The sequence below is a fragment of the Rhodococcus sp. 06-156-4 genome (assembly GCF_002259345.1).
Lineage (GTDB): Bacteria > Actinomycetota > Actinomycetes > Mycobacteriales > Mycobacteriaceae > Rhodococcoides > Rhodococcoides fascians_E.
Window position 1 is genome coordinate 15,421 of the sequence record NZ_NPGB01000036.1, and the last position, 20,280, is coordinate 35,700.

At 65.2% G+C, this 20,280-nt stretch carries 19 protein-coding genes; 4 read left to right on the top strand and 15 right to left on the bottom strand.

What is annotated here, in order from left to right; genetic code table 11:
• Window positions 1–43: 43 nt before the first annotated feature.
• The 6 genes from CH290_RS24945 to CH290_RS24970 all read right to left on the bottom strand — a co-directional run bounded on the left by CH290_RS24945 (window position 44) and on the right by CH290_RS24970 (window position 5,390).
• The gene (locus tag CH290_RS24945; protein ID WP_019663624.1) at window positions 44–700 is read right to left on the bottom strand and encodes a response regulator; all 657 of its coding nucleotides are present in this window, start codon (window positions 698–700) and stop codon (window positions 44–46) included.
• Complete coding sequence (locus CH290_RS24950; RefSeq protein WP_019663623.1) at window positions 679–1,812, bottom strand: sensor histidine kinase; 1,134 nt, start codon at window positions 1,810–1,812, stop codon at window positions 679–681. The genes CH290_RS24945 and CH290_RS24950 overlap by 22 nt, the downstream gene beginning before the upstream one ends.
• Complete coding sequence (locus CH290_RS24955) at window positions 1,809–2,495, bottom strand: YqeB family protein (RefSeq protein ID WP_033189925.1); 687 nt, start codon at window positions 2,493–2,495, stop codon at window positions 1,809–1,811. The genes CH290_RS24950 and CH290_RS24955 overlap by 4 nt, the downstream gene beginning before the upstream one ends.
• Before the next feature lie 68 nt (window positions 2,496–2,563).
• Window positions 2,564–3,211, bottom strand: a complete 648-nt coding sequence (locus CH290_RS24960; RefSeq protein WP_019663621.1) for a response regulator — start codon at window positions 3,209–3,211, stop codon at window positions 2,564–2,566.
• Window positions 3,208–4,527 (bottom strand): ATP-binding protein, encoded by a 1,320-nt coding sequence (locus tag CH290_RS24965; RefSeq protein WP_033189924.1) that lies wholly within the window; start codon window positions 4,525–4,527, stop codon window positions 3,208–3,210. The genes CH290_RS24960 and CH290_RS24965 overlap by 4 nt, the downstream gene beginning before the upstream one ends.
• A gap of 71 nt (window positions 4,528–4,598) precedes the next feature.
• Window positions 4,599–5,390, bottom strand: coding sequence for an NADPH-dependent F420 reductase (locus CH290_RS24970; protein WP_254924971.1), 792 nt, complete (start codon window positions 5,388–5,390; stop codon window positions 4,599–4,601).
• A gap of 14 nt (window positions 5,391–5,404) precedes the next feature.
• Here CH290_RS24970 and CH290_RS24975 point away from each other — a divergent pair, with 14 nt between their 5' ends.
• Together CH290_RS24975 and CH290_RS24980 are read left to right on the top strand one after the other, a co-directional pair.
• On the top strand, window positions 5,405–6,835 hold the full coding sequence (locus CH290_RS24975; RefSeq protein ID WP_080748763.1) for a PspC domain-containing protein: 1,431 nt from the start codon (window positions 5,405–5,407) through the stop codon (window positions 6,833–6,835).
• The gene (locus CH290_RS24980) at window positions 6,828–7,076 is read left to right on the top strand and encodes a hypothetical protein (protein ID WP_033189921.1); all 249 of its coding nucleotides are present in this window, start codon (window positions 6,828–6,830) and stop codon (window positions 7,074–7,076) included. Before CH290_RS24975 ends, CH290_RS24980 begins: the two co-directional genes overlap by 8 nt.
• 7 nt (window positions 7,077–7,083) lie before the next feature.
• Here CH290_RS24980 and guaA read toward each other — a convergent pair whose 3' ends face one another.
• The 4 genes from guaA to guaB form a co-directional block, all read right to left on the bottom strand.
• Entirely contained in the window at window positions 7,084–8,673 is a 1,590-nt protein-coding gene (gene guaA, locus CH290_RS24985) for a glutamine-hydrolyzing GMP synthase (protein ID WP_020111133.1), read from the bottom strand.
• A gap of 48 nt (window positions 8,674–8,721) precedes the next feature.
• The gene (locus CH290_RS24990) at window positions 8,722–10,479 is read right to left on the bottom strand and encodes a GMC oxidoreductase (protein ID WP_019663615.1); all 1,758 of its coding nucleotides are present in this window, start codon (window positions 10,477–10,479) and stop codon (window positions 8,722–8,724) included.
• Between the two features lie 411 nt (window positions 10,480–10,890).
• Entirely contained in the window at window positions 10,891–12,030 is a 1,140-nt protein-coding gene (locus tag CH290_RS24995) for a GuaB3 family IMP dehydrogenase-related protein (RefSeq protein ID WP_019663614.1), read from the bottom strand.
• A 53-nt stretch (window positions 12,031–12,083) separates the two neighbouring features.
• A complete protein-coding gene (gene guaB, locus CH290_RS25000; protein ID WP_170945130.1) occupies window positions 12,084–13,607 on the bottom strand; it encodes an IMP dehydrogenase in 1,524 nt (507 codons plus the stop codon).
• Window positions 13,608–13,919: 312 nt separating this feature from the next.
• Here guaB and CH290_RS25005 point away from each other — a divergent pair, with 312 nt between their 5' ends.
• Complete coding sequence (locus CH290_RS25005) at window positions 13,920–14,324, top strand: DUF5319 domain-containing protein (protein WP_026347520.1); 405 nt, start codon at window positions 13,920–13,922, stop codon at window positions 14,322–14,324.
• 79 nt (window positions 14,325–14,403) lie between these two features.
• Here the strand turns inward: CH290_RS25005 and CH290_RS25010 are convergent, their stop codons facing one another.
• The 3 genes from CH290_RS25010 to CH290_RS25020 form a co-directional block, all read right to left on the bottom strand.
• On the bottom strand, window positions 14,404–15,396 hold the full coding sequence (locus CH290_RS25010) for an anti-sigma-D factor RsdA (protein ID WP_019663611.1): 993 nt from the start codon (window positions 15,394–15,396) through the stop codon (window positions 14,404–14,406).
• On the bottom strand, window positions 15,389–15,967 hold the full coding sequence (locus tag CH290_RS25015) for a sigma-70 family RNA polymerase sigma factor (protein ID WP_019663610.1): 579 nt from the start codon (window positions 15,965–15,967) through the stop codon (window positions 15,389–15,391). The genes CH290_RS25010 and CH290_RS25015 overlap by 8 nt, the downstream gene beginning before the upstream one ends.
• 122 nt (window positions 15,968–16,089) lie before the next feature.
• On the bottom strand, window positions 16,090–16,920 hold the full coding sequence (locus CH290_RS25020) for a hypothetical protein (protein ID WP_026347519.1): 831 nt from the start codon (window positions 16,918–16,920) through the stop codon (window positions 16,090–16,092).
• 684 nt (window positions 16,921–17,604) lie between these two features.
• Here CH290_RS25020 and CH290_RS25025 point away from each other — a divergent pair.
• A complete protein-coding gene (locus CH290_RS25025) occupies window positions 17,605–17,898 on the top strand; it encodes a WhiB family transcriptional regulator (protein ID WP_026347518.1) in 294 nt (97 codons plus the stop codon).
• Between the two features lie 75 nt (window positions 17,899–17,973).
• On the opposite strand, the gene groL is transcribed toward CH290_RS25025, so the two are convergent.
• Both groL and groES read right to left on the bottom strand, forming a co-directional pair.
• Window positions 17,974–19,587, bottom strand: coding sequence for a chaperonin GroEL (groL, locus tag CH290_RS25030; RefSeq protein ID WP_019663607.1), 1,614 nt, complete (start codon window positions 19,585–19,587; stop codon window positions 17,974–17,976).
• 98 nt (window positions 19,588–19,685) lie between these two features.
• Window positions 19,686–19,985, bottom strand: coding sequence for a co-chaperone GroES (gene groES, locus CH290_RS25035; protein WP_008718149.1), 300 nt, complete (start codon window positions 19,983–19,985; stop codon window positions 19,686–19,688).
• Window positions 19,986–20,280: the final 295 nt, after the last annotated feature.

The following is a 20,280-nucleotide window of genomic DNA, read 5'->3' on the forward strand; positions in this document are numbered from 1 at the left end:
AGAACTGCGCGAGAACGCTCGGCGAACGACCGAGGCCGGAGAGCTATCGACTCTCGAACACGGCAATGGCGATCTGCACTCGGTTGGTGCATCCGAGCTTGGCCAACACTCTCGACACGTAGGTCTTGACGGTCGCGACACTCATGAAGAGCGACCCGCTGATCTCGGCATTCGACAATCCCTGCGCCACCGCGATTGCCACTTCACGTTCCCGATCGGTCAGCACGTCCAGTACATCGTCGGCCCCGGCCGTGCGTCGATCCTGCTCGCGCCAGGCCGACACGAGTGTTCCGACGGCCGACGGCGACAGCATCGACTCACCGTCCTGCACTCGCTTGACGGCCTCGATGATGTCCCGCGGAGGAGTGTCCTTCAGCAGGAAGCCGTTGGCGCCCAGCCGAAGTGCTCGAAGGAGGTACTCGTCGGTGTCGAATGTCGTGAGCACCAGGATCGCCGGACCTCCCGTGCTAGTCCTGAGCATCTCGGTTGCGGCCAGACCGTCCATGACGGGCATTCGTATGTCCATCAGAACCACGTCCGGCTCGAGCCGTCGAGCCGCGTCGACACCGCTCGCGCCGTCCGCGGCCTCACCGACCACCCGAATCGAACTGTCGGACTGCAGAATCATCGACAAACCCGATCGGACCAGAGCGTCGTCGTCGACGAGGAGAACATCGATCACCTCGGCCACGGCAACCATGCTTCCAGTACGTATCCGACCGACCCGTCGACGGTCTTCACCCCGTGTTCGAGCCGACCGCCGGCCAAGGACAGCCGCTCGGACAGACCGATCAGCCCCGTGCGAGAACCCGGCACGACCGAGTCGCGCCCGCCCAGCGCGTTGGACACCGACACGAGCATCCCCTCTCCTTCCGGCCGAATCGACACCTGCACTGCAGAGCCCGCCGCATGCTTGCGGGCGTTGGTCAGGCCCTCCTGAACGACACGAAAGACGTTACGCCCCATGGTCGCAGGAACGCCGCCCGCGTCCAACCGACTGTCGAAATCGACCACGACTCCGGCTGCGCGAACCTCGTCGATCAGCGCCGGTACGTCATCGATCGACGATCCCGGTTTCATCGGTGGTGAATCCTCGTCGGATCGCAGTACGCCCAGGATTTCCCGGAGATCGTTCAACGCACCGTGCGCACTGGTTCTGATGGTTCCCGCGATCTTCTCGATGTCGGCTGCATCGGCGTCGGACCGCACCTCGAGCGCACCGGCATGCAAACTCACCATCGAAATCCGGTGTGCCAGGGCATCGTGCATCTCTCTGGCAATCCGCTCACGTTCCTGGCCACGAACCCGATCTGCCCGGTCCGCCGCCGCAGCCTCCGCTCGTTCGGCGCGCTCGCGAAGCGAATCGATGACCTCTCGCCGCGCCTTGACGATCGCACCCCACGCCATCGGGATACTGAGCAGCGCCAAGCTCAGAATTCCCGTCGACACCACCGAGTCACCGACCGAGAAGAAGCGTGCGTACACCAGCGAAGCCACGAGATGCAGCGCAACGATCGCCGCGGTGACCCTCCACGTTCGCATCGATGCCACGGTGTAGATCGCCACCAACTCCGCGCCGCCCGCAGCGTCGGAGAACACCGTCAAGGCTGCGAGCACGAGCGCGATACCGACCGGCCGGCGCCGACGCCACCACAGCAATGCAGTCGCGACGACGCCGATCGCAACCGCGGTCGCCACACGCAAGTTCGAGAAATCGGCGGCGGTCACCCCGTCGAAGACGACCATTGCTGCGATGAACAGCGAGAACGCCATTGCGCCGAGATCGCCGGTACGCCGACGCGACACGGTCATCCGCGCACCAGCGGTCGCCAGTACTGCGTGCTCTTGCGTTCACGAACAACGATTCCCAACCGGTCCAGCGCCTCACGTAGCTCGGACGCATCCTCGCGAGACTTCTTCTGCAACGCCATTTCTCGGGCGCGCATCACGGCGTCGACCTCGGCGGGAAGCGTCGGCGATCCCGGAATCCAACGCTGATACAGGCTTTCGTACGGATCGCCCTCCACGAAGGAGTAGCCGTGTTCGACGAACACACGCTCCACCGCGGGTTCCTTCTCCTCGATCGGTGCGCGAACGACCTGACGCGACGCCGCGTCGAGGACGACGAGTTCCTTGCCGTCGACGAACACCGTCGACGCATCGGCCCGAGCGACCGACGTCGTCCGGCCTTCCTCGGTCAGACGCAGGCCCGACGCGGAGACGACGACGCGGAGACTGTCGTGAAATGCGAAGGCGACGAACGCGGCTCCCAGTGCGACACCGATCCCGGTGGTCAGATACTGCACCCACCAGTGCGACCACGAAGCAACGAACTCGAACACTCCCTGGAACGGGATCCACTTCTGCGACGCTGCCCACGGTGCCCAGCGTGGGAGAAAGAATCCGACGGCGCCACCGACCGCGGGCGCGACCACCGCCAGAAACACCCGGTCGGCGGTGGGAAGCCACAGCACCGATTCGCTCTTGTCCTTCATGACCTCGACGCTAGTGGCACCGAAGGTCGATCCGACAGTCTCCGAAAGTCTATTCCTGCATCCAGCCGTCAATCGATCCGACGCTTGTGGGCCCACCTGGTCAGGGCGTTGCGATTGGATTGCTGTGTCTTCCGCAGCACGTTCGACGCGTGGGTCTCTACGGTCTTGACCGAGATGAACAGATCCTCCGCGATCTCTCGATACGTGTAACCGCGCGCCAACAACCTCAACACTTCGAGTTCGCGCGGTGTCAGCGAATCCAGCTCCGGATCCAGCGGCGGCTCCGGAACGGCCGAATTGCCGGTGAAGGAGTCGAGAACGAACCCGGCGAGTCGAGGCGAGAACACCGCGTCCCCGCCTGCCACCCGCCGCACGCCGTCGGCCAGTTCGGCTCCTGAAATGGTCTTGGTGACGTAACCGCGTGCACCGGCTCGGATCACGGCGATGACGTCCTCGGCTGCGTCGGACACCGACAACGCCAGACACACCGGACCGGACGATATACGTCCGAGTACCGCCACACCACCGCCGTCGGGCATGTGCACGTCCAAGAGGACCACGTCGGGCTTGGTCGAGTCGATTCCCGCTACCGCGTCGGCAACCCCGCCTGCCTCACCGACCACCTCGATATCGCCTTCGCGCGCCAGTTCGGCTCTGACTCCGGAGCGGAACACTGCATGGTCGTCGACGAGAAAGACACGGAAGGTGTCGGTCACCGGGGCTGCTCCTGCGGTAGTGGTTGTTCGGACGTCTGCGATTCAGGGGATGTGATGTGGTCGGCAACATGAATCTGCCTGTCGGGAGCCGAATCGTGCCGGGGCATCAGGATGCGCACTTCGGTTCCTCTGCCCACGGTGGAGCGTACCGACACCTGACCACCTCGACGTTCGATTCTGCCGTGGATGGATTTGGCGAGTCCTTGCCGATCCGTCGGCACCAGGTTCTCGTCGAAACCGCTGCCGCGATCGCGCACGAAGACCGTCACCTTGTCCGCCTCGGTCTCGGCGAAGAGGTCGATGTTGGTCTCGCCGGAGTGCTTGGCTGCGTTGACGAGCGCTTCCCGCGTCGCGCCGAGCAAAGCGGTGAAGTGCTCACGTGGAAGCCCGGAGTCGGAGTTCTCGGCCGAGAGTTGCACGTCGCCGACTGTGATCGGCCGAACCGTGACGCCGTGCTGATCCTCGACCTCGCCTGCGATGGTCTTCAGCGCTTCGGACAGGGACGAATGATCGGTGTCCCCGCCCTCGAACAGCCACTTCCGCAGCTCTCGCTCCTGCCCACGGGCCAGACGCATCACTTCCTGCGGCTGGTCCGACTGTTTCTGGATGAGCGCCAGCGTCTGCAGCACGGAATCGTGCAGATGGGAGGCGATCTCCTCGCGCTCGTCGTTCCGAATACGAGCCGACCGCTCGGCGTTCAAGGTGCGCCACAGACGCAACCAGACCGGGACCGTCAGCAGACCGGCCCCGACCAGTGTCACGATGACCGCGAGCAACGAGGACCTGATCGACGCGATGTCCACCCTGGCCAGCACCACGACGCAGAGTCCGAGAATGATCAACGTCGCGCCGCCGACGACGCGAGCCCAGCTGAGGACGGTCGGCTTCTTCGGCATCCCGAGCAGAGACCTCGGACCTTCGGAGTCGAACTCCCGCCATACGAGCGCCGCACCGACGATCACCACGACGACAGGAACGAGTACCGACGCCGCCGTGCCGTTCAGCAGCCACGCCAAGCCGGCCGCGAGCCCGAGGCCGAGCGCCGCGAGACCCAATGCCCGCTGGCGCTCGGCCGAACTCGGCCGGTCCACGTCGTCACCTGCCGGGGTGAACACCCACAGCAACCCGTAGGCGAAGATTCCGGCGCCCGCCATGACGGCGAGCAACGCAAACGCGACTCGGACCTTGAAGACGTCGACACCCAGATGGTCGGAGAGTCCACCTGCGACTCCGCCCACGATCCTTCCGCCGCCGCGCCGGTAGAACTTCACCGGCTCGGCGCCCGGGGACGAGGACGCGGCATCGACAGGGAGCACGTCATCGATCCTGGCACGAATCGAGCCGCACCCGCATCAGGGTCTCCCCTGATTTCCGCACCGGACCGATGTCAGGACAGAGTCGCGCGCCACTCCTCGGTTCTGTCGGCGGTCGCCTCGGCAAGAGCCTTCTTCGTGGCGTCGGCGTCGTAGTCCTTGCCGTACACCGGCGTACCAGGCTGCTGACGCCACGATTCTTCGAGCGTGCCGGCGTCCACCGGCTCGAATCCCAGAGCGTCGACGACGTCGAAGACGAGCTTCTTGCCCGGCCCGTCGGCACCCGCGACGGGAAGCGCGATTCTCGTCCGGGTGGACGCAGCGTCGGTTCCGGCGGGAACGCCCTTCTCGAGAAGATGCTTCCACCAGATTCCGTTGAACACCTTGAACACATCCGACGATCGATCACCGAAATGCTCGGCAACCCACACGCTTTCGGGCTTGCCGTTCTCGATCTCGGCGATCAGGCCGTCGCGCTGCTGCGGGTAGTAGTTGTTGGTCTCGATGATCGGCGCGCCTGGCTTGGCCGCATCGAGAATGTCCGACGCCAGGTCCGGGGTGTTCTTCTGTGGAATGCTCACGATAACGAGATCGGCGTCGGCGGCTGCGTCCTTGCTCCACACTGCCTCGGCGCCGGTGTCGGCAGCCAACTCGGCCAACGTCTCCGGTGCACGCGAATTCGACACGCGCACGTCGTGTCCGAGTTCGGCCAGCTTGCGGGTCAGGGTGCCGCCGATGAGCCCGGCCCCGATGATTCCGATCTTCACGCGTTTCTCCTTCGTGATGCGAATGGTCGTTCTCGAAGTAGCAAGCCGTGGGATGCCGAGAACATTCCTGCAACTCGTGCGTGAAGGTAGGGAAAACATCAGGGCGATCCCCGATGGTCTCCGTGCACCCGACGGGCCACGATGGTTCCATGAGCAACTTGGCCGTCTCCGAACAGCTACAGCAGATGTGGCGTACGCGCCCGTATCGGTTGCCACAGCGTGGCCATGTCGCGGGTGTCGCCGCCGGCATCGGCTACCGCTACGGCGTCGATCCCGTCCTCGTTCGCGTCGCGCTCGTCGTCGGCACCATCTTCGGCGGAGCAGGCATCGTCCTGTACCTCGCCGCCTGGCTGCTCTTCAGCAAGGCAGGAGATGCAGCCTCTCCCGCCGAGTCGCTGATGGGCAGAGGCACCAGCTCGGAATCCAACACCAAGATCGTGGTCCTGATCGTGGCGCTGATCATCGCGGTCTCCACCCTGGGTCCCGTCGGTGTCGGATTGGGCGGATCCGGCGCCATCAGCATGGTCGCGCTTCTCGCCGGACTGTGGCTACTGCACCAGAGGCAGCCGCAACCACCCGAGTTCCTGCCCGGCGGTGCACAGGTCTACGCGCAACAGGATTTCCCGATCTCGTTCAACACGCCGTACACCCCGACGCCGTGGGCAGGTGCCAACTACCGCCCGCCCAACTATCGACCCGCGGGCTACACACCTCCCGCGTACTCGCCGTACACGACACTGCCCACGACGTACGTTCCGTCCACACCCCCACCCACCGACCGGTCGACGGGTTCCGAGGTGAACCTGAACAAATACGAGTCCGCGGCGCCGGCCCAGCCGACGACGGACACGACCACCGGCCCGACACCACCGTCGTGGGATCCGTTGGGCGTCGCCCCCTTCGCCTGGGACCTACCCGAACCGACGACTGTTCACCTTCCGGCGTCGACCACTCCGAAGAAGCGGCGCTCACGGTGGACGTCGAGTTTCATCGGGTTGGCCCTGCTCGCCGCAGCCGTCACCGGCGGCATCGCGGCGGCAACGGGGTCGGAGTGGCTCTCCCCCGCACGCATCGGGGCCGTAGCTCTCGGTGTCCTCGCCGTCGGACTGATCCTCGGCGCATTCCTACGCAAGGGGTACGGCCTGCTGGTCGTCGCATTCCCTGTACTCGGTTTCGTGATCCTCGCATCCATCGTGGGACCGGTGAACTTCGACGGCGCAACCAGCGGGTCGGTCGATGCACGGCCGACGACGGTCGCGCAACTCCAACCGTCGTACAGCATCGCCGGCGGTGACCTCCAGCTCGACTTGCGCGGCCTCGCCCTCACCGACAACCGAACTGTCGCAATCGATGTCACCGGAGGAAACGCGACCATCTGGGTACCGTCGACGATGACAATCGACCCGACCTGCGTGGCAGTCATGGGATCGGCTGCCTGCGGATCCGGTGGCCTGCAGCGCGGCACCGACGCAGCCGAGGACGCCCCTGTTCTCACCATCGACGGAGATGTCCGTCTCGGAAACTTGGAGATCATCCATGAATAGCAGCGAGTACGGAGACAGTGACACCGACACGGCCGAAGAACGAAACGCGCGCACCCGACCCTCGGCGTTGCTGTTTCTCTCCGGACTCGTGGCCCTGCTGGTCAGCGTCAGCGCTCTGATCGGGTCCTCGGCCCTCGAGTCCCTCGGCAACGTTCAGTTCCGCTGGGTCTTCGTCGTCGCGGCGATCGTCGTCGGACTGGCCCTTCTCCTCGCCCCAGGCCGGGGCGGGAAGAAGAACTAGAGAATTCTCACTCCCACTCGATGGTGCCCGGCGGCTTGCTCGTCACGTCGAGAACGACTCGGTTGACCTCCGGAACCTCGTTGGTCACCCGGGTCGAAATGGTTTCCAACACCTCGTACGGCAACCTCGTCCAGTCCGCCGTCATCGCATCCTCGCTCGATACCGGGCGCAAGACGATGGGATGGCCGTACGTCCGGCCGTCACCCTGAACGCCGACGCTGCGCACATCCGCGAGCAGGACCACGGGGCACTGCCAGATCTGCTGATCCAAGCCCGCCGCGGTCAGTTCCTCACGGACGATCGAATCGGCCTGGCGCAACGTGGCCAATCGGTCTCGCGTGATCTCGCCGACGATGCGAATGGCCAGACCGGGCCCGGGGAAGGGCTGGCGGCCGACGATTTCCTCGGGAAGACCCAACTCGCGGCCCACTGCCCGGACCTCGTCCTTGAACAAGGTACGAAGAGGCTCGACGAGGTCGAACTGCAGATCGTCCGGCAGACCGCCGACGTTGTGGTGGCTCTTGATGTTGGCGGTGCCGGATCCCCCACCGGACTCGACCACGTCCGGGTACAGCGTGCCCTGCACCAAGAACTGAACCTCCGCACCCTGAGCAGCGTTGTCACCCAACACCTCAGCGACAGCACCCTCGAAGCTACGAATGAATTCGCGGCCGATGATCTTGCGCTTCTCCTCGGGATCGGAGACGCCGTCGAGGGCACCGAGGAACGTGTCGACCGCATCGACGGTGACCAGCTTGGCGCCGGTCGACGCGACGAAGTCCTGCTGGACCTGCTCCCGCTCGCCCTCTCGCAGCAGACCGTGGTCGACGAACACACACGTCAGACGGTCACCGATCGCACGCTGCACCAAGGTTGCCGCAACCGCGGAATCCACACCCCCGGACAGTCCGCAGATGGCGTGACCGTCCGGCCCGACCTGCTCCTGGATCTGCTCGATCAATGCGTCGGCGATGTTGGCCGCCGTCCACTCCGCCTTGATTCCGGCTGTCTCGTGCAGGAACCGACCGAGGACCTGCTGACCGTGCGGCGAATGCAGCACCTCGGGGTGGTACTGGACACCGGCGAGCCTGCGCTCGGCGTTCTCGAACGCAGCCACGGGAGCGCCGGCGCTCGTCGCCGTGACCGTGAACCCTTCCGGAGCCTCCGTCACAGCATCACCGTGACTCATCCACACCGGCTGCGTCGCAGGAAGACCGTCGTGCAGGACACCGCCATCGACGGACAGCTGCGTCCGGCCGTACTCACGAGTCCCCGTGTGCGCGACGGTTCCGCCGAGTGCCTGCGCCATCGCCTGGAAGCCGTAGCAGATACCGAAGACCGGAAGATCGAGATCGAACACCTTCGCGTCGAGAGCAGGCGCGCCCTCGGCGTACACACTCGACGGCCCGCCGGACAGAACGAGTGCAACCGGGTTCTTGGCTGCAATCTCCTCGACGGTCGCGGTATGCGAGATCACCTCGGAATACACGTTCGCCTCACGCACACGACGCGCGATGAGCTGGGCGTACTGGGCACCGAAGTCGACTACGAGAACGGGCCGAGGCAGGGCGGGATCAGGCTGCTGCGATGCGGTCACCGGAACAGTCTAGTGGCGCGCGACAGGCTGGTTCCACGCAGCATCTTCTTACGCGGCACCGGTGGTGGCGGGTTTCGGAGAGCGGATCTCGACGATGGGCAGACGCAACGCTGCGGGCGCGGACACCGGCACCACCGGAGCGTTGGGAGCGATCGGCTCGATCCGTTCGTAAGCGAGACCCTGGCGCGGCCGTAGATCCTGCTCACCCTTGTTGGGCCACAGCGCCGCTGCACGCTCCGCCTGAGCACTGATGGTCAGCGACGGATTCACGCCGAGGTTGGCCGACACGGACGACCCGTCGACAACGAACATCGTCGGGTACCCGTGGACGCGGTGATACGGGTCGATGACGCCGTGCTCGGCGTCGGACGCGATGGCGCAGCCACCGAGGAAGTGAGCGGTCAACGGAATGTTGAACAGCTCACCCCATGTGCCGCCCGCGACGCCCCCGATCTTCTTCGCTATACGCCGCGTCGCGTCGTTGCCCTCAGGGATCCACGTCGGGTTCGGTTCGCCGTGTCCCTGCTTGCTGGACACCTTGCGACCGAACAGCCCACGCTTGGTGAAGGTGGTGATCGAGTTGTCGAGGTTCTGCATCACGAGCGCGATGATCGTGCGCTCGCTCCAGTTCTTGGTGTTCACCACCCGCAGGAAGTCGAGCGGATGAGCCAGCAGCGCGAAAACGAACTTGAGCCATCGCGGAATGCGCCCACCCCCGTCGGTCATCAGCGTCTGCAACAGGCCCATCGCGTTGGAACCCTTGCCGTAGCGGCACGGTTCGATGTGGGTGTTCGACGACGGGTGGAACGACGACGTGATCGCCACTCCCCTGGTCAGATCCATCTCCGGGTCGACCTTCAACTTGGCGGCACCGACGATGGATTCGGAGTTGGTACGCGTCAATTCACCGAGCTTGTCGGACAGACGCGGCAGTGCGCCGGTGTCCTTCATCTTGTGCAGCAAATTCTGCGTACCCCACGTGCCCGCGGCCAGGACGACGTGCGACGCGGTGTAGGTCTTGGGGTGCTTGCGAACCCACGCGCCGGTTCGCTCGGTGGCGACGTCCCACGTGCCGTCGGGCAGAGCACGAAGACCTGTCACCGTCGTCATCGGGACGATCTCGGCTCCGGCGCGCTCGGCAAGGGCGAGGTAGTTCTTCAGCAGTGTGTTCTTGGCGCCGTGGCGACACCCGGTCATGCACTCACCACACTCGATGCACCCGGTGCGCTCGGGACCGACGCCGCCGAAGTACGGGTCGCCGACCTTCTTGCCCGGCTCGTCGCCGAAGAACACGCCGACCGGTGTCTGAATGAACGTGTCCCCGACGCCCATGTCCTCGGCGACGGACTTCATGACCTCGTCGGCGGGTGTCATGTGCGGGTTACGCACGACACCGAGCATGCGCGTCGCCTGGTCGTAGAACGGACCGAGCTCGCTGCTCCAGTCGGTGATGTGCGCCCACTGCTTGTCCTTGAAGAACGGCTCCGGCGGCTGGTACAGGGTGTTCGCGTAGTTCAGCGAACCGCCGCCCACCCCTGCACCGGCCAGAATGAGGCAGTCACGCAGCAGGTGAACACGCTGGATGCCGTAGCACCCGAGCTTGGGCGCCCACAGGAACCGCTTCAGGTCCCAGCTGGTCTTGGCGAAATCCTTGTCCTCGTAGCGCCGTCCGGCCTCGAGGATGCCTACCTTGTAGCCCTTCTCGACCAAGCGCAGCGCCGTGACGCTTCCGCCGAAACCGGACCCGACGATCAGAACGTCGTAGTCGGTCGTGCGAGCCTGTGTCCCAGCTGTCCGTGTCTCCACTGTTGACCTCCGCGCCTCGTGCGTTACTCAGCCAGCTCCGCCGCACCGCGCATCACCTCGATGTGACTGCGACCACACTCTAGATGACAGCAGCGGCGAACTGACAACAACCCTGTGACAGTTGACACAAGCCACTGTAGCTGTAACTCCAAGTATCACCAACTGAGGTAAGGCTCACTCCGCGCTGCCCCAGGTGACCGAACGTCACGTTCGCTCGCTCTCGGCCCCCGAACGCGCGGCTTTCAGCCCACGCGCGCACTGCAACCCGCGCACTCGCTGCAACCCGCGCTCCCGGGCCCCCAGGTGACCGAACGTCACGTTCGCTCCCACCCGGCACCCGAGTTCCCCAGCAAACGACGAAGCGCGCACCCCGATTCGGGGTGCGCGCTGTCGAACGTGGGACAGAGAGGGTCAGGCTCGGACGTTCAGGCCGACTTTCTGGAATTCCTTGAGATCCGAGTAACCCGACTTCGCCATGGACCGGCGCAGACCTCCGACGAGGTTGATCGAACCGTAGGGCTCGCTCGACGGACCGTGCAGGACCTGGTCGAGGCTCGGGCGCTCACCGGCTGCGACGGGCAGGAGTGCGCCGCGCGGCATCGACGGGTGCGCTGCCGCGGAGGGCCAGTACCAACCGCCACCGGGCGCCTCGGCTGCCGCCGCGAGAGGGGCACCGAGCACGGCGGCGTCCGCACCGCACGCGATTGCCTTCGCCAGGCCGCCCGACGTGGTGATGTCGCCGTCGGCGATGACGTGAACATAGCGGCCGCCGGTCTCGTCGAGGTAGTCCCGACGAGCTGCCGCGGCGTCCGCGATGGCCGTTGCCATGGGTACACCGATGCCGAGAACTTCACCGGTGGTGGTGCCTCCCTCGACCGACCCGTAGCCGACGATGACTCCGGCAGCGCCGGTGCGCATCAGGTGCAGCGCGGTGCGGTGATCGCTGACGCCACCGGCGATGACCGGTACGTCGAGCTCGGCGATGAACGTCTTGAGGTTGAGCGGCTCCTCGTCGCCGTGCGCCACGTGCTCCGCGGAGATGATGGTGCCCTGGATGACGAGCAGATCGATACCGGCTGCGACCAGCGCAGGCGTCAGGTTCTTGGCGCTCTGCGGGCTGACGCGGACCGCGACGGTGACACCGGCTGCGCGGACCTGCGCGACGGCGGCAGCGAGGAGGTCCGGTTGCAGCGGTGCTGCGTGCAGCTTCTGCAGGAATGCGACGGGAGCGTCGGCGTCGAAGTCGTTCTCGGCGATCGCGACCAGCTCGTCGAGCTTGGCCTGGACGTCCGTGTGGCGAGCCCACAACCCCTCGCCGTTGATGACGCCGAGGCCACCCTGCTTGCCGAGCTCGATCGCGAATTCCGGCGACACCAACGCGTCGGTCGGATGAGCCAGGACCGGAATGTCGAATCGGTAGGCGTCGAGCTGCCAGGCCGTGGACACCTCCTTCGACGACCGAGTACGGCGCGAGGGCACGATGTCGATGTCGTCGAGCTGGTAGGTGCGACGGGCTTCTCTGCCCATGCCGATTTCAACGAGGTCGCGCACGCGCGCCCCTTTCCCTAGGAGTTCGTCTTGAGTTCAGGCCGATGCGAGCGAAGTCAGCGCACGGTGTAGTTGGGAGCTTCCGCGGTCATCGTGATGTCGTGCGGGTGGCTTTCCTTCAGTCCGGCAGCGGTGATCTGCACGAACTGCGCCTCCTGCAGTTCCTCGATGGAGTTGGACCCGGTGTATCCCATCGCGGCACGGAGACCACCGGTCAGCTGATGGATGACCTGGGACAGCGGTCCGCGGTACGGGACCCGGCCTTCGATGCCTTCGGGGACGAGCTTGTCCTCGGCGAGGACGTCGTCCTGGAAGTAACGGTCCTTGGAGAACGACTTGGCCGCTCCGCGTCCCTGCATCGCCCCGAGCGAACCCATGCCGCGGTAGCTCTTGAACTGCTTGCCACCGACGAGAATCAACTCGCCCGGCGACTCGGCCGTACCTGCCAGCAACGAGCCGAGCATGGCCGTCGACGCGCCCGCAGCCAACGCCTTGGCGATGTCGCCGGAGAACTGGAGACCACCGTCGGCGATGACCGGAACACCGTGCGCCTTGCACGCGGCGACCGCCTCGAGGATCGCGGTGATCTGCGGGGCGCCGACGCCTGCGACGACGCGGGTGGTGCAGATCGAGCCGGGACCGACGCCGACCTTGACCGCGTCCGCGCCTGCCTCGACGAGTGCCAATGCGCCCGCGCGGGTCGCGATGTTGCCGCCGACGACCTGGACGCGTTCTCCTACTTCGGCTTTCAGCTTGCTGACCATCTCGAGCACCGACGAGTTGTGCCCGTGCGCGGTGTCGACGATGAGCACGTCGACACCGGCGTCGGTGAGCGCCATGGAACGCGACCACGCGTCCTGCCCGACACCCACTGCCGCTCCGACCAGCAGGCGCCCGTCGCGGTCCTTGGTGGCGAGGGGGTGCTGCTCGGTCTTGACGAAGTCCTTGACCGTGATCAGTCCGGTGAGAGCGCCCTGTCCGTCGACGATGGGGAGTTTCTCGATCTTGTGCCGACGGAGAAGACCGAGAGCTGCCTCGGCGGTGACGCCCTCGCGCGCGGTGATGAGCGGTGCCTTGGTCATCACGTCGGCGACGCGGCGGTTCTGGTCGACCTCGAAACGCATGTCACGGTTGGTGATGATGCCGACGAGGGCACCGGTCTCGTCGGTCACCGGCAGACCCGAGATGCGGAACCGTGCGCACATCGCGTCGACCTCGGCGAGTGTGTCGGTGGGCTTGCAGGTGACCGGGTCGGTGACCATGCCCGCCTCGGACCGCTTGACGGTTTCCACCTGGGACGCCTGATCCTGCAGTGACAGGTTGCGATGCAGGACGCCCATGCCACCCGCGCGGGCCATGGCGATGGCCATGCGCGCCTCGGTGACGGTGTCCATCGCGGAACTGACCAGTGGGACGCGCAGACGGATCTCGCGGGTGAGTTGACTGGAGGTGTCCACGGCGCTGGGAATCAAGTCCGACGCAGCGGGCAACAGCAGAACATCGTCGAAGGTCAAACCGAGCATGGCGACCTTGTTGGGGTCGTCGCCACCGGTACGGACGTGGGCTCCGGAACTACTCATGCGGATCTGGCCCTCCCTAGAGCCTGTGTGCCCTTCTCGCAGCGCGCGGGCGGTGCACCGGAGAAGACGGCGTGTTCGAAAGCGGATGGAGACAGTGCGGACGAAAAAACATGGACGCGTACGCTCGCTCAGCGCCTGCACACATGGTATCGGCTCCGCCGTTCGCTCGTGAACGCGCACCGGACGGCGTCGTTCGAGCAGGTCGACCGCACCCCGACTGCGGCCGATCGGCCGCCCGGTGGACCTCGTCGCGCGTCGACACGAAGCGTGAACGGCTGGCGCAGACCCACCAGTCCTGCGTACCGTGGAGGCGTGCGCGATCAACTGCCTCCAGGTTTACCGCCGGATCCCTTCGCCGGTGACCCCGCCGACCCCTCGGCCGCCCTCGATGCAATCGAGCCCGGCCAGCCTCTGGACCCCCAGGAGCGGCTCGCCGTCGAGGAAGACCTCGCCGATCTCGCGGTGTACGAGGCACTCCTCGGACACCGCGGTATTCGCGGACTCGTGGTGTGCTGCGAGGACTGCCAGCAGGATCACTACCACGACTGGGACATGTTGCGAGCCAACCTTCTCCAGCTCCTGGTCGACGGGACCGTTCGTCCCCACGAGCCTGCGTACGACCCCGTTCCCGATGCGTACGTCACATGGGACTACTGCCGCGGATACGCGGACGCGTCCATGAACGACGCTCTGCACGGCGACGGTTTCGAGAACTAGTCACCCGATCATACGACTGATGCCCTACACGATTTTCGTGTAGGGCGTCAGTCGTATGCGGTGCAGGGCCGGAGGGCGATCAGCCTCCGTTGGTGTCCAGCGTGTCGATCCGGGGAGCAGATGTACCGTCACTCGAACCGCTGGCCGTAGCCGTCGTCTCACCGGTCTGATTCAGAATCGTCGGCCCGGGAGGCGTCGTGGTGACTGCGGGCGGCTCGGTCGTCGGGAGAACCGGATCGCTGGTCGAAGGAACCTGCGACGGGTCGATCGTGCCGGAGACCGGCGGAGGCAGCGGATCCGTGGTGACCGGAACCGAGCCCAACTCGGGTGCACTCTGAACGGGCGCAGGCAACGTCGGATCGACCGGTAGCGGCAACTGCGGAGGAATCGTCGGGATGATCGTCTGGAGTTGCTCGATCAACCGCTGCAGCCAGATCTCCAGATCCGTGCGCTGCGCGTCGTCGGTGACCGCGCCGGCCGCACCCGACGCACCGTCGAGCAGAGCCTGTGCACCTTCGACGTCGCCTGCTGCGATCAGTTGTTCTGCCTGCTCGAGCTTCGACGTCGTGTCGATCTGCGCGACGGTCGAATCTGCTTGCTGCGAGAACACCACGGACTTGACGCTCCACAGCGCGTCGCCCGGGGAGGAGTTGTAGGAGAAGACGACCAAGCCGCCCATCACCAGCGCGATCGCCGCTGCGGCGCCCGCTACCGGGCGGAGCAGACGCTGACGTCCGCGGCTCGACGCCTTGCGGCGTAGCCCTGTCGCGGCAATCTCCTGATCGACGGCTGCCGCCACTTCGTCGAGGTCGGGACCTGCGGGGAGCGCGGGGTGGACGATTTCTGCACGCCAGTTGGCGAGGAGCAGAGCGAGCTGGTACTCGTCCGCGTCGTCCGTCGCGATCGGTCCGTCGCCACGGATTGCCTCGATGAATTCCTCGTCTCGGCGTACCGCTGCGATGTCCACCGGACTCGAACCCACGAGGGTGCTGTCGAGAGAATCCTCGGATGGCGTGGAACCATCCGGGCGGCCGATACGGGGAATGCCATCACGGCCGTTGTTCCTAGCCATACATTTCACCCGCTTTCACAACTTCGTTCTTCAGTTTCGCGATGGCTCGGTGTTGAGCCACGCGGATGGCACCTGCGGTACTACCCACTGCCGCTGCCGTTTCCTCGGCCGACAATCCGACGACGAGTCGGAGCACCAGAATCTCTCGGTGCTTGGCGGGCAAGGTGTCCAGCAGGGCGGTCATCTGTCTACTCGACTCGGAGTCCAGAGCTCGCTGCTCCGGTCCGTGTTCCGTCGACACGACATCTGGTACTTCGGCGGCCGGGTCCGATTTGTTACGGGAGGCGCTTCGATGTGCGTCGGCGACCTTGTGGGCGGCAATGCCGTACACGAAGGCCATGAACGGTCGGCCCTGGTCCTGATAACGCGGCAGGGCGGTCATGACTGCCAAGCAGACCTCCTGAGCCACGTCGTCCGCCGAGAGCTGACCACGCTCGGCGGAGCCCACACGTGCGCGGCAGTACCGCACCACGAGCGGACGGATGATTTCCAGAACTCGGGAGAGTGCGGCTCGCTCGCCCTGCGCTGCGGCAGCGACGAAGGAGTCCAACTCCTCACCCGTGTTGTTCATCGCTCAAGGATTCCCCGCGTTACAGTGACGCCGCCGCATCTCGACAGCGCTTCCACCCGAAGTGGAACCTAGTAAGGATAGCGACCTTCACCCCACTCGATCGAACCACTCGGTCCGTGACTTCACACGGCCGTGAACCGACCACCGCGCCGAGCCAGCTCCGCCTCGCACTCCCGCGCGACCGACTGCGCGGCCGCTCCTCCCCCGACGCCGCTCCACAACATCGCTGCCGCCCAGCGCAACGGTAGGAGTCCGTGCACCTCGCAGGCATCGAGTACACGCTGGGCGCCGTCACCACTTCGTGACAGATCTCCCACGGAGCTGTAGGCGGCAGCCAGCACGAGGTCGGTCTTGACGATGTGGCGTAACGAATCGATCTCGTCGGCACGCCCGCGCGCGTCGAGCGCATGCCGGACCGCGTCGGGCCCTTTTCCCGAGAACATCGCGAGTTCCGCGCGGACCCACCCGAGCCTCAGATGTTGACGCCACAGAACGTCCTCGCGCCCATCTCGCGCCACGATGTGCTCGCATCGAGTCAGCAGCGCGTCCGCGGTGCCGAATCTGCCTACGCCGAGGGCGTCCGCGGCAAGGCCGACGAGAGCATCCGCTCGCGCACGAACGACAGCAGCCTCATTGCCGTCCTCACCCGACGGAGAACTGCGCTCGTCGAGCCCGACCGCAGCGATCGCCGTCCCGTCCACCCGCGCCGCTGCACTGTGCACTCCCCTCTGCCGTATCCATGATGCGCGAGTCGAATACATCTGCGACCGCAGAGACGGTGGAACAGGGCCCGACAGCGCAGCCGCATCGAGCTCGGCCGACGCGGCGAGGTACCTGCCTTGCCCACCGAGTGCGACGGCGCGGTCCCACCGCTCGCGGACGGTCGATGCAGCGGGCAGTGGCCACATACCGGGTTCGGTGCCCCAGGCAGCGCGATGAAGCCGATCGTCCATCGTGTCGACGTTACGACCCGGAGCGGCCCCTGCGACCGTGAGGCTCGGCATTCCTCTCGGTTCACCGTCGAATGGATGGATACTCCTGGCCGCTTCGTGCCCATCGCCGAATATCGTCGAATCCGTCGCGCGACATTCTCGTTTGTTTCACGGAATTAACATGCGCTCCCGGGATGCATTTGATGAGCGCTTTCTGACGAGAATGTAGCCGTAAGGTTAATCGCGGGATTCACTACCCGGGGACCAGTGTTGCTCGCGACCTGATCGAGTCGTTCGAATCCGGCAGACGAATTCCGCGATCCTTCTTCCGACACGACCACGAACCTGCAGGCCAGTGCCCTTTGCTTTCGATCGTGACCGAAGTCCGTCAGACCGCTGTTCATGCTGCGATCGAGAACTCCTCAACGAATCGACCCATGAAGTTGTGTCGAAGTAAATGTCGCCCGCGTTAATTTCTCGAGATACGACTATGCACCTCGCCACGGCGATGGCCTATTGACTCGATTTCATCGCCACGAATAACGTTGGCGTTGTTCACGACAACCGCGATTGCAGTATCTCGCGGAACGAGTTCACCACAAGTTCGGCGCCGCCGCCGGACGAAACCACGAATTCGCATTTCTTCTGTCTTCCACAGGAGCGTCGCCGCATCCGTTGCGGCGAGCAGACACCCTAGGAGTTCTCATGCCGCAGCCGAATCACCTCCCTGGGCCCAATGCAGATATCTGGGATTGGCAGATGCACGGTTTGTGCCGTGGCGTCGACTCGTCGATGTTCTTCCATCCGGACGGCGAACGCGGCCGAGCACGTGCTCAGCGTGAGATGCGTGCCAAGGAGATGTGCCGAACCTGCCCGGTTCTCGCACAGTGCAGGTCCCACGCGCTCAGCGTCTCGGAACCCTATGGAATCTGGGGCGGAATGTCCGAGACCGAGCGGGAGATGTACGCACGCCACAACCGTCGACGAATCGCGGTGTAGCAGGGCCACATACGAGAAGCGGGGCCTTTCCTTCGAAGGAAAGGCCCCGCTTCTCGTGCTGCGAGATACAGAGAATCAGTGACTGTGGCCGTGTCCGGCCGCAGGCTCCTCTTCCTCGGCAGGCTTCTCGACGACAGCACTCTCGGTCGTGAGAATCATCCGCGCAACGGACGCTGCGTTGACGACCGCAGAACGGGTCACCTTGACCGGATCGACGACACCGTCGGCGAGCAGGTCACCGTAGGTCAGGGTCGCGGCGTTGAAGCCGTGGCCCTTGTCGAGTGCCGCGACCTTGCTGACCACGACGGATCCGTCGATGCCCGCATTGGTGGCGATCCAGAACAGCGGCGCGTTGAGTGCAGTACGCACAACAGCGACACCGGTCGCTTCGTCACCCGTCAGACCGAGGTTGTCCGCGAGCGACAACGCAGCCTGTGTCAGTGCCGAACCGCCGCCGGGGACGATGCCCTCCTCGACAGCAGCCTTGGCTGCATTCACGGCGTCGTCGACGCGGAACTTGCGTTCCTTCAGCTCGGTCTCGGTTGCCGCGCCGACCTTGATGACGGCAACTCCGCCGGACAGCTTCGCCAGACGCTCTTCGAGCTTCTCGCGGTCCCATTCGGAATCGGTTGCTTCGATTTCACGACGCAGCTGGGCGACGCGGGTGTCGATGTCCGCCTGCGTGCCTGCACCGTCGACGATCGTCGTGTCGTCCTTGGTGACGACGACGCGGCGAGCGGTTCCGAGCAGCTCGAGGCCTGCTTCCTTCAAGCTGAGGCCGACATCGGCGGTGATTACCGTACCGGCCGTCACGACAGCCAGGTCGTCGAGGAACGCCTTGCGGCGGTCGCCGAAGAACGGTGCCTTGACTGCAACTGCCTTGATGGTCTTGCGGATCGAGTTCACGACCAGCGTGGACAGGACTTCACCCTCGGTGTCCTCGGCGATGATCAGCAGAGGCTTTCCGCTCTCGGCGACCTTCTCCAGCAGGGGAAGGAAGTCGGGAAGGGAGGTGATCTTGTCGCGGTGCAGCAGGACGTAGGCGTCCTCGAGCACTGCCTGCTGCGAGTCGACGTCGGTGACGAAGTACGGCGACAGGTAGCCCTTGTCGAAGCGGACGCCCTCGGTGACCGACAGCTCGGTGCTCAGCGTCGAGGACTCCTCGACGGTGACGACGCCGTCGGCGCCGACGCGAGTGAGTGCTTCACCCACGAGCTCGCCGATCTCCGGGTCACGCGAGGACACCGTGGCGACCTGCGCGATTGCTTCCTTGCCCTCGACGGGTGTCGCTGCCGCGAGCAGTGCCTCGGCAACCTTGTCGGCCGCCTTGGCGATACCGGAACCGAGTGCGATCGGGTTGGCGCCCGCCGCGATGTTCTTCAGGCCCCCGCGCACGAGTGCCTGCGCCAACACGGTGGCCGTGGTGGTGCCGTCGCCCGCAACGTCGTTGGTCTTGGTGGCGACGCTCTTGACGAGCTGCGCGCCGAGGTTCTCGAACGGGTCTTCGAGGTCGATCTCGCGGGCGATGGAAACGCCGTCGTTGGTGACCGTGGGGCCACCGAATGCCTTGGCGAGCACCACGTGTCGTCCGCGCGGTCCGAGCGTCACCTTGACGGCGTCGGCCAATTTGTCGACGCCACGCTCGAGGGCCCGGCGGGCTTCCTCGTTGAATTGGATTTGCTTTGCCATGTTTCGGTATTACTCCTTCGAGTCAGTGAACTCGATTGAACGCACTCCGCCCCGGGACCGAATCGAAATCGGGTTCCGGGGCGGGAAGCGTTTACGGCCTACTTGGCGATGACAGCCAGCACGTCACGTGCCGACAGGATCAGGTACTCCTCGCCGGCGTACTTGATCTCGGTGCCGCCGTACTTGCTGTAGATGACGGTGTCGCCTTCTTTGACGTCGACCGGGATCCGGTTGCCCTTCTCGGTGACACGGCCTTCGCCGACAGCGACGACGGTGCCTTCCTGAGGCTTCTCCTTGGCTGTGTCGGGGATGACCAGACCGGAGGCGGTCGTCGTCTCGGCCTCGTTGGCCTGGACGAGGATCTTGTCCTCGAGCGGCTTGATTTTCACGCTCGCCACGTTGAGCCCTCCATTGTTATGGGGTACGCGTCCGGGGTCGGATCCCCGGACTGCTGTGTTTGTACTGCACGTTCACTGCTCTGCGCTTGTTCCCGTCGTCGCGGGTTCCGGGACTTCACGCATCGCTGTCTAGCACTCTATACACGCGAGTGCCAGCACTCAACCCCTAAGGGTGCAAGGCCGTCGGCGAGTCGTACGCCCGCAGCGAAACCCCGTCGACCACGGCACTCACCAGCCGTGGTGAGCGGAAATGTAGGCCAGGGGAAACTTTCGTACGCACGTATAGAGGCCTGCT

Coding starts and splice junctions, on each gene's coding strand:
- CH290_RS24950 (WP_019663623.1), bottom strand. CDS start 1,812: ATGACCGTGTCGCGTCGGCGTACCGGCGATCTCGGCGCAATGGCGTTC.
- CH290_RS25020 (WP_026347519.1), bottom strand. CDS start 16,920: ATGGACGATCGGCTTCATCGCGCTGCCTGGGGCACCGAACCCGGTATG.
- CH290_RS25010 (WP_019663611.1), bottom strand. CDS start 15,396: ATGGCTAGGAACAACGGCCGTGATGGCATTCCCCGTATCGGCCGCCCG.
- CH290_RS24955 (WP_033189925.1), bottom strand. CDS start 2,495: ATGAAGGACAAGAGCGAATCGGTGCTGTGGCTTCCCACCGCCGACCGG.
- CH290_RS25015 (WP_019663610.1), bottom strand. CDS start 15,967: ATGAACAACACGGGTGAGGAGTTGGACTCCTTCGTCGCTGCCGCAGCG.
- CH290_RS24975 (WP_080748763.1), top strand. CDS start 5,405: ATGGTCTCCGTGCACCCGACGGGCCACGATGGTTCCATGAGCAACTTG.
- CH290_RS25025 (WP_026347518.1), top strand. CDS start 17,605: ATGCCGCAGCCGAATCACCTCCCTGGGCCCAATGCAGATATCTGGGAT.
- CH290_RS24945 (WP_019663624.1), bottom strand. CDS start 700: ATGGTTGCCGTGGCCGAGGTGATCGATGTTCTCCTCGTCGACGACGAC.
- CH290_RS24980 (WP_033189921.1), top strand. CDS start 6,828: ATGAATAGCAGCGAGTACGGAGACAGTGACACCGACACGGCCGAAGAA.
- CH290_RS24970 (WP_254924971.1), bottom strand. CDS start 5,390: ATGTTTTCCCTACCTTCACGCACGAGTTGCAGGAATGTTCTCGGCATC.
- guaB (WP_170945130.1), bottom strand. CDS start 13,607: ATGAGTAGTTCCGGAGCCCACGTCCGTACCGGTGGCGACGACCCCAAC.
- groL (WP_019663607.1), bottom strand. CDS start 19,587: ATGGCAAAGCAAATCCAATTCAACGAGGAAGCCCGCCGGGCCCTCGAG.